We start from the raw sequence: 8,842 nt of genomic DNA, 5'->3' as shown, positions 1-8,842 counted from the left end.
GGGCCGGCGGCGCGGCGGGCTGCCCCGGCGCGGCGGCCGGGGTTGCCGGCTGCGGCGCGTTGCCGGCGGGCCAGCCGAACCAGCTCACCGCGGTCAGCACCAGCGCGACCGTGCCGAGCCCGATCCAGGTGTCCCGCAGGCCAAAGCGCAGCAACTGCGGAACCAGGGTGCCCGAGGCAGCGATGCCCAGCCCGAGCCCGAGGAAGATCATGCCGCCGGCAAAACCGCGGCGCGCCGGCGGGATGTGCGGCAGGATGGTCGTCGCCACCAGCACCATGATGGCGCCGCCCGACAGGCCCGAGGCAAAGCGCCACACGAAGAACCAGCCCACCGACAGCGGGAACGCGCAGGCGAAGAACGCCAGCGCGGCGACCAGCATCAGCAGGCGCAGCGCGGTGCGGTTGGACAGCGCGGCCGCGATGGGGCGGCCCAGCAGGGCGCCGGCGAGGTAGCCGGCGAAATTGGCCGCGCCGAGCGTGACCGCCTGCGACGACGTGAACCAGTGTGCCTGGATCAGCGGCGGGATCAGCGGCGTGTAGGCGAAGCGCGCCAGGCCGATGGCGACCAGGCTGGCGCAAAGGCCGGCCAGCATGGCGAACATGGCCTCGATGTCCAGCGGGGGCGCGCCGCGCACCGGGGTGGCGATGGTGTCTTGTGACATGAACTTCTCCGGCGACGGGCCTGGCCGCGCGGCGGCCGCGGTTCCCGAGGTGCGTCTTGTTATATATCAAGTGATATAGAACGAAATACTATATCAACCGATATAGAACGCAAGAGAATTCTTTGTGGCGGATGAGGTATCTGGCATGCCTCGATTCCCGCGTCCGGCCGCTGCCGTCGCGCGGGCGGACGCCGGCGCCATGCCGGTCCGGCGCAAGGGTGGCGGGGCGAAGCCCGCGAAGGGATTCCGGCGGAACGAGGGCGGGACCGCCTTGGCGTTGCCCTGAACGCCGCCCTCAATGTCGTCCCTGATGCCGCCCTTACCGCCGCCCCGCGCGCAGGGCCTCGATGGCCGGCAGCAGCGCGCCGATATTGCCGTCCTTGAACAGGAAGCCGTCGGCCCCGGCCGCCAGCGCGGCGTCGGCGGTGCCGGGCGCGGTATTGCCGGTCAGCACGAGGATGCGCAGCGCCGCATGGCGCCCGCGCAGCTCGCGCAGCGCGCGGAAGGCGTCGGGGCCGAGCAGGCCGAGGTCCACCACCAGCAGGTCGGCCGCCGCGCGCGCGAGCAGCGCCGTGAGTTCGCCGGCATGGGTGGCTTCTCCGACCACCGTGATGCCGTCCACGGTCGAGAACAGCATCTGCAGGCCGGCGAGGACCAGGGGGTGGTCGTCGGCCAGCACGGCGCGCAGCGGGGCGGGGAGGGCGTGCATCGTGGCGGTGGGCAGGGCCGGCGGCGAGGAAGTGTTGTTTGTCGGGCGCGGACGCGCGCGGACGAACGCGATATTATCAGGCTCCGGTTTCTGCAGAACCGGCCAGCCCGCGCCCACCCATCACCGGATCGCCAATGCCCGCCCCAGCATCTTCCCCAGACCCGACGGCACGGACCGGCGGCCCCGCCGCCGCGCCGCGGCCTTGCGCGGAGGGACAGGTCGAGGCGGCGATGGTGGGGCTGCTCTACCGGCAGTCCAACGCGGTGATGTTCGCCAACTTCATCATTCCGCTGCCGGCGCTCTACGTGCTGCAGCGGGGCGCCCCGCTGACGCTGCTGCTGGGCTGGCTGGCCGTGGTCTACCTGCTCACCGCGGTGCGCATCTTCAACTCGGTGCAGTACTTCCGCCATGCGCGGGCCGAGGGCACGGCGCCGCTCACGCCGGCCTCGCTGGCCGCGCCGCGCAGCCTGTCGCCGCGCGCGTGGGCGCAGCGCTTCACGGTCATGTCGTGGCTGTCCGGGCTGTTGTGGGGATGGCTCGGGTCGGCCGTCTTCCTGCCACCCGACCCGACCCTGGTGGCGTTCTGCATCATCATCATCGCCGGCATGACGTGCGGCGCGATTCCCTCGCTGTCGGCGCGCCCGCTGACCTATGTCGGGACCATGACGGCGATGGTGCTGCCGTTCATGCTCAACTGCCTGTGGCAGGGCGGCCCGCTCTACAACGTGTTCTTCGCCTTCGCGCTGTGCCTGGCCTGCGTCAACCTCTACTACTGCCGCGTGACCTACCGCAGCGTGCTCGAGGGCGTGCGCCTGCGCTTCGAGAACGTGGCGCTGATCGGCCAGCTCGAGCGCGAGCGCGACCGGGCCACCGCCGCGGACAACGCCAAGACCCGTTTCCTGGCCGCCGCCAGCCACGACCTGCGCCAGCCGGTGCACGCGCTGGGCCTGTTCACCGCCACGCTGTCCAGCGTGGCGCGGCGCGGCGACGTGCCGGCGGCCCAGGCCATCCAGGTGGCGGCGCGCATCGACGGCACGCTGGCCCATATGGGCGACCTGCTCGACGGCCTGCTCAACGTGTCGCGGCTGGACGCCGGGCTGATGCCGGTGGCGCGGCGCCCGGTGGCGCTGGGCGCGTTGCTGCGCGAGCTGGGCGGCGAGTATGCCGGGCAGGCGCGCCAGCGCGGCGGCGAGCTGCGCGTGGTGGCCACCGAGGCATGGATCGACACCGACCCGGCGCTGCTGCGGCGCATTCTCGACAACCTGCTGTCCAACGCGCTGCGCTACGCGCCCGGCGGCAAGATCCTGCTCGGCGCGCGGCGCCGGCCGCACGGCATGGAGATCCAGGTGGTCGACCAGGGGCCCGGCATCGCCTGCGCGCAGCAGGCCAGGGTGTTCGAGGAATTCGCGCAACTGCCCGAGACCCAGCGCCATCCCGAGGAAGGGCTGGGCCTGGGCCTGGCCATCGTGCGGCGGCTGGCCGCCCTGCTCGGCCACGAGATCGGGCTGCGCTCGGTGCCGGGGCGCGGCGCCCGCTTCTCGGTGCTGGTGGCGTATGCGGCCGCGCCGGCGGCGCCCGCTCCCGTGCCCGCGCCCGCCGGCGAGGACGGCGCGCCGGCCGCGCAGCACCGCCTCGGCATCATGCTGGTGGACGACGACGCGCGCGTGCTGGCGGCGCTGAGCGAGCTGCTGGCGCTGTGGGGCCACGCCGTTTATGCCGGCGCCACCGCGCCGCAGGCGTGCGCGGCCCATGCCGCCGCCGCGGCGCAGGGGCCGGCGCCGGTGGATCTGCTGATCGTGGACTACCGCCTGGCGGGCGGCGTCACCGGCTTTGCCGCGATTGCCGCGCTGCGCGGCTGCCTGGGCGCCGAGGTGCCGGCGCTGGTGGTCACGGGCGACACCGCGCCCGACCGCCTGCGCGAACTGGATGCCAGCGGTTTCCGCATTCTCCACAAGCCGCTCGCCGCGCACGCGCTGCGCGAGGCGATCCACGCGGCGGTGCTGCCCGAGCGCGGCCGGCAGGCGGCCTGAGGCGCCGGCGCGCCGCGCTGCCGCGTCGGTGACGGCGATGGCGATGGCGATGGCGACGGCAGGCGTGGCGCTTCAGCGCCCGGCGCGGCGCGCCGCCACCTGGCCCAGCACGGCCAGGTCCATGCCGCCTTCGTCGTGGGCCACGGCGTCGAGCAGGCTGTCGCGCACCGCGCTGCCCACCGGCAGCGGCACCGCGACCGCGTCGGCCGCGGCCAGCGCCAGGCGCAGGTCCTTGAGGCCCAGCGCCGCCTTGAAGCCGGCCGGCGCGTAGCGCTGCTGCGCGATCAGCGTGCCGTAGCCCTGGTACACCGGGCCCGGGAAGATGCTGCCGGTGAGCAGGTCCAGCAACTGCTGCGGCGCGATGCCGTGGGCGCCGGCCAGCACCGTGGCCTCGCCCAGCGTCTCCACCGCGGCGGCCAGCATGAAGTTCACCGTCAGCTTCACCGCGTTGGCCTGCTGCGCCTGCGCGCCGAAGCGCCAGGTCTTCTGGCCGATCAGCGCGAACAGCGGCTGCACGGCGTCGATGGCGGCGTCCGGACCGGCGGCCAGGATATTGAGCTTGGCCGCCGCCGCCGCGTCCGGGCGGCCCAGCACGGGCGCGGCCACGTAGGCGATGCCGCGTGCCTGCGCGCGCTGCGCCAGCTCCGCGGCGAACGCCACCGAGATGGTGGCCATGTTGACCAGGATCACCGTCGGCGGCAGGCGCGCGAGCAGGCCGCTGTCGAGCAGCACCTCGCGCAGCGCCTGGTCGTCGGCCAGCATGGCGAACACCACGTCCGCCTCGCAGGCCTCGGCCGGCGTGGCCACTGCCTGCGCGCCCGCGCCGGCCAGCGCGGCGGCCGGGCCGGGCGAGCGGTTCCAGACCCGCAGCGGGTGGCCGCCCTTGAGCAGGTTGGCGGCGATGGCGCTGCCCATGTTGCCGAGGCCGAGAAAACCGATATGCATTTGCCGACTCCTGAAATGGCGCCGGATCGCCCGCTGGCGGGGTTCGCGCCAGGCTCCGCGCGGCGCGCGGCGGCTTCCGGTGCGCGCATTATGCGTCCGCCGGCGCCGCGGCGCAGCGCGGCGCCATCGCTACGGCACCTGCCGCTCCAGCACGTCCCACAGTTCCAGCAGCGTGGGATTGCCGGCGTGCGCCGCGCGATAGGCGCAGATGTCCAGCGCCGACTGCCAGGTAGCGTCGCCGGCCGGCACCAGCGTGCCGGCGGCCAGCGCGTCGGCCGCGGTGGTGCGCGGCAGCCAGGCCACGCCGTGCCCCTCGATGGCCATCTTCATCAGCAGGATCGCCATGTCGGCCTCGTAGCAGCGCTCCAGCGGGCGGCGCGGCGGCGCGGTTTCCAGGATCACGTCGACCACGCGGCCGAGCGTGGTGCCGGCGGTGTAGGCCAGGTAGGGGATCGGCTTGCTGCTGGCGCCGCCTAGCGAGAACAGCGGCCCGCCGCGCACGTTGGGCGCGCTCAGCGGCATCAGCAGGTCGTGGCCCACGGTCAGGCTGCGGAACTTGTCCGCGTCGAGCGAGACCGGCACGCGCGCATGGTTGTAGCCGAGCATCAGGTCGCAGTTGCCTTCCGACAGCGCCACCACGGCTTCGAGCACGTTGGCCGCCACCACGCGCGCGTTGAACTGGCCGTAGCGCGCCTGGCAGGCCTTGAGCCAGGCCGGCAGGAAGGTCAGCGACAAGGTATGCCCGGCGGCGATCTGGATGGCCTTGCCCGGCATGCGGCTTTCCTGGCGCAGGGTGGCGCGCGCGTCCATCAGCAGGGTCAGCGCCTCGCGGCCGCTGGCGCAGAAGGTCTTGCCGGCGGGGGTGAGGTCGAGCGGGAAGGTGTTGCGGTCGACCAGCACCGCGCCGGCCCAGTCCTCCAGCGAGCGGATGCGCCGCGAGAGGGCCGACTGGGTGATGTGCCGCAGCTCGGCGGCACGCGAGAAACTGCGGGTCTTTTCCAGCACCAGCAGGTCATCGATCCATTTCAGTTGCATGGCTTGGCGCCTTGGCGGCGGGGCAGGGAAGCGGGACGGCGGGGCGGCGGGCTGCCGCGGGTATTCCATTTTCGCATAAGCCTATGGGCGATCCGCATCCCGGTGCCGGCGGGACCGGCCTAGAATCGTTGCTTCCCATCAGCCGACATATCGCCGCAGGCGAAGCAGATCCAGCATGACAGGGGCGCGCAGACAAGCCGGCTGGCAAAGCGGCCGCGCGCCGGAACGTTCCGACCCCAACTCGGCCGTCAATGTGTTTCGACGCTTTCGGGAGTTACCCTGATCATGTTCATGCAGTCGCTTTTCCGTCACCGCGCGCAGCAGGGCGCCCTGCTGCTGGCGCTGGCCCTTGGCGCGGCCGCCGCGCCGGCCGCCGCCGCGGACTATCCGGACCGCCCGGTGCAACTGGTGCTGTCCTTCCCGCCTTCGGGCGCCACCGACGTGCTGGCGCGCGCGGTGGGGCAACGCCTGTCCACCGTGCTCAAGCAGCCGGTGGTGGTGGACAACCGGCCCGGCGCGGGCGGCGCCATCGGCATGAGCTATGCCGCCAAGGCCACGCCGGACGGCTACACGCTGTACCTGGCCGCCGTGAGCAACGCCGCCATCGCCGCGGCCACCTACAACAGCCAGCCGGCCAGCCTGAGCCGTGATTTCGTGCCGATCGCGGGCATCGGCACCGTGCCGCACATCCTGGTGGTGCCGGCCTCGCTGCCGGTGCACTCGGTGCCGGAACTGGTGAGCTACCTCAAGGCGGCGCCCGGCAAGTACAACTTCGCCTCGCAGGGCGCCGGCACGCTGTCGCACCTGGAGTCGGAACTGTTCAAGCTGCGCACCGGCGTGGACGTGGTGCACGTGCCGTACAAGGGCAGCTCGTTCGCGCTGCCGGACCTGATGGCCGGGCGCTCGAGCATGATGTTCGACAGCATCCCGGCGGCGCTGCCGCACGTGAAGTCGGGCAAGCTGCGGCTGCTGGCGGTGGCTTCCGAGCGCCGCGTGAGCTCGCTGCCGGACGCGCCCACCGTGGCCGAGTCGGGCATCCCCGATTTCCGCGCCGACAACCTGTTCGGCCTTGTGGCGCCCAAGGGCACGCCGCCGCAGGTGGTCAAGCAGCTTGCCGCCGCGATGAAGGACGTGCTGGCCTCGCCCGAGCTGGGCGCGGCGATGGAAGCGCAGGGCGTGCAGATCAAGTACACCCCGCCCGAGCAGTTCGGCCGCATGATCGGCGACGAGATGCGCGCCTGGGAGAAGGTGGCGCGCGCCGCCAACGTGCGGATAGACTAGCGCGGCCATGCAGTGACGGGCTGGCGGGCTTGCCCGCGGGCCCGGGTTTGCCGGCAAGGCAGCTTGCCGCAGGTTGTTTCCCTCTTCCGCGCGCGGAAGAGGGGCAGGGGGAGCGGGCCGGCGCCGCCACGCAGCGGACACCTTCGGCGTTCGCCGGCGCGGCGCCCGCTCCCGACCCTTCTCCCGCCGCATCGGGGAAGGGCGCAGGTCGCGGGCGGCGCGGGCCTTGCCGGTATGGGCCTGCCCGCCCGATTTTCTCAATTCCCACGCGCCGCCCAGCGGACGCGAAGCATTCCTTGCCATGAACAATTTCTGGAATTTCCCCTATCCTTCGCAGCGCGTGCCGGTCCTGGCCGACAACGTGGTGGCCACCTCGCAGCCGCTGGCGGCCGCGGCCGGCTTGCGCATGCTGGCGCGCGGCGGCAACGCCGTGGACGCGGCGCTGGCCACGGCCATCGCGCTGACCGTGGTCGAGCCGTGCATGAACGGGATCGGCGGCGATGCCTTCGCGCTGATCTGGGACGGCAAGGAACTGCACGGCCTGAACGCCAGCGGCCGCGCGCCCGCGGCGTGGACGCCGGAATATTTCTCGCGCTACGACAGCATGCCGCCCAACGGCTGGGACGCCGTGACCGTGCCGGGCGCCGTCTCGGGCTGGCGCGCCACCTGGGAAAAGTTCGGCAGCCTGCCGTTCGCCGACCTGTTCGAGCCGGCGCTGGAATACGCGCGCAACGGCTTCCTGGTGTCGCACACGGTGCACCGCCAGTGGCAGGCGCAGGTGCCGGTGCTGATCGACAAGCCGGGCTTCGCCGAGGCCTTCGCCCCCAACGGCCGCGCGCCGCTGCCGGGCGAGCGCTTCATCTGCGAGGGCCAGGCGCGCACGCTGGCGCGCATCGCCGAGAGCAAGGGCGACGACTTCTATCACGGCGAGCTCGCGGCCAGCATCGCCGCGCACGCGCGCGCCACCGGCGGGCTGATCACCGAGGCCGACCTGGCCGCGCACCGCGCCGACTGGGTGCAGCCGATCAGCACGGCCTATCGCGACCTGGAACTGTTCGAGATCGGCCCGAACGGGCAGGGCATCGGCGCGCTGATGGCGCTGGGCATGCTGGAGCAGTTCGACGTGGCCGGCGCGGGCGTGGACTCGGCCGAGGCCATCCACCTGCAGGTCGAGGCCATGAAGCTGGCCTTTGCCGACCTGCACGCCTACGTGGGCGATCCCGCGGCGATGCACGAGGTGCAGGCAGCGCACCTGCTGGACCGCGGCTACCTGGCCAGCCGCGCCAAAGCCATCGACCCGGAGCGCGCCGGCAACCCCGGCCCGGGCAAGCCGCACAGCGGCGGCACGGTCTACCTGACCGTGGCGGACCGCAACGGCATGATGGTTTCGTACATCCAGTCCAACTTCAAGGGCTTCGGCTCCGGCGTGGTGGTGCCCGGCACCGGCATCGCCCTGCACAACCGCGGCTGGGGCTTCAACCTCAAGCCGGGCCACCCCAACCAGGTCAGCCCGGGCAAGCGGCCGTTCCACACCATCATCCCCGGATTCCTGATGCGCCAGGGCAAGCCGCTGGCCGGCTTCGGCGTGATGGGCGGCTCCATGCAGGCCCAGGGCCACGTGCAGATGACCAGCCGGCTGGCCGACTTCGGCCAGAACCCCCGCAGGCCGCGTGCGACGGCCCGCGCTGGCGCGTGCTGGACGACAACAGCACCGTCGCGGTGGAATGGAACTGCCCGGAGGCCACCGTGGCGGGGCTGCGCGCGCGCGGCCACAAGGTGGAAGTGGCTCCGCGCGGCAACCTCGAGTTCGGCGGCGCGCAGATCGCCATGCGGCTCGACAGCGGCTACGCGGCCGCGTCGGATCACCGCAAGGACGGCTACCCGGTCGGTTTCTGATACCGGGCTGCCGTTTGCGCGGTGGCGGAAAAATAGCCAGGTGTGTGGGTTGGGACACATCAAACAGCCGGAACCGGGGCATAGACTGAAGGCGTCCTTTTTGCCAGCCAAGGAGAGGTCGCCATGGAAACGCTCCGGTCCCGCCGCCTGCTCGATCGTGTTTCGCCGGCCGTGCTGGCCGACCTGCGCCGGATGCAGGCGGCCACCGAATGGGCCCGGGCGCTGGCTGCCGCCGGCCGCGCGCCGGTGGACGCGGCGGGCGAGGGCTTCGAGTTCGCCCGCTAC

At 72.7% G+C, this 8,842-nt stretch carries 5 protein-coding genes and 2 pseudogenes; 3 read left to right on the top strand and 4 right to left on the bottom strand.

The features are described 5' to 3' along the window. A partial coding sequence (locus K206_RS0113550; protein ID WP_020202945.1) for a YbfB/YjiJ family MFS transporter occupies positions 1-661 on the bottom strand: 661 nt, incomplete at its 3' end. A gap of 319 nt (positions 662-980) precedes the next feature. Continuing rightward, positions 981-1,370 (bottom strand): response regulator, encoded by a 390-nt coding sequence (locus K206_RS38180; protein WP_020202944.1) that lies wholly within the window; start codon positions 1,368-1,370, stop codon positions 981-983. 134 nt (positions 1,371-1,504) lie between these two features. Here K206_RS38180 and K206_RS0113540 point away from each other — a divergent pair, with 134 nt between their 5' ends. Beyond that, a complete protein-coding gene (locus K206_RS0113540; RefSeq protein WP_155888056.1) occupies positions 1,505-3,400 on the top strand; it encodes a hybrid sensor histidine kinase/response regulator in 1,896 nt (631 codons plus the stop codon). Between the two features lie 72 nt (positions 3,401-3,472). Here the strand turns inward: K206_RS0113540 and K206_RS0113535 are convergent. Continuing rightward, positions 3,473-4,420: pseudogene (locus K206_RS0113535) on the bottom strand (NAD(P)-dependent oxidoreductase); the annotation flags it as partial. 54 nt (positions 4,421-4,474) lie between these two features. Further along, on the bottom strand, positions 4,475-5,380 hold the full coding sequence (locus K206_RS0113530; RefSeq protein WP_020202941.1) for a LysR substrate-binding domain-containing protein: 906 nt from the start codon (positions 5,378-5,380) through the stop codon (positions 4,475-4,477). 291 nt (positions 5,381-5,671) lie between these two features. Between K206_RS0113530 and K206_RS0113525 the strand changes: the two genes are divergently transcribed. Together K206_RS0113525 and K206_RS38175 are read left to right on the top strand one after the other, a co-directional pair. Then, positions 5,672-6,661 carry a tripartite tricarboxylate transporter substrate binding protein gene (locus tag K206_RS0113525; protein ID WP_231401604.1) on the top strand — a complete coding sequence of 330 codons (990 nt, stop codon included), beginning with the start codon at positions 5,672-5,674 and terminating at the stop codon, positions 6,659-6,661. A 301-nt stretch (positions 6,662-6,962) separates the two neighbouring features. After that, positions 6,963-8,557: pseudogene (locus K206_RS38175) on the top strand (gamma-glutamyltransferase family protein). The last annotated feature ends 285 nt before the right edge of the window (positions 8,558-8,842 follow it).

Source organism: Cupriavidus sp. WS (assembly GCF_000395345.1).
GTDB lineage: Bacteria > Pseudomonadota > Gammaproteobacteria > Burkholderiales > Burkholderiaceae > Cupriavidus > Cupriavidus basilensis_B.
Note: the sequence above shows the minus strand (reverse complement) of the source record. Positions and strands in the feature narration are given on the sequence as shown.

Coding starts and splice junctions, on each gene's coding strand:
- K206_RS0113530 (WP_020202941.1), bottom strand. CDS start 5,380: ATGCAACTGAAATGGATCGATGACCTGCTGGTGCTGGAAAAGACCCGC.
- K206_RS0113540 (WP_155888056.1), top strand. CDS start 1,505: ATGCCCGCCCCAGCATCTTCCCCAGACCCGACGGCACGGACCGGCGGC.
- K206_RS38180 (WP_020202944.1), bottom strand. CDS start 1,370: ATGCACGCCCTCCCCGCCCCGCTGCGCGCCGTGCTGGCCGACGACCAC.
- K206_RS0113525 (WP_231401604.1), top strand. CDS start 5,672: ATGCAGTCGCTTTTCCGTCACCGCGCGCAGCAGGGCGCCCTGCTGCTG.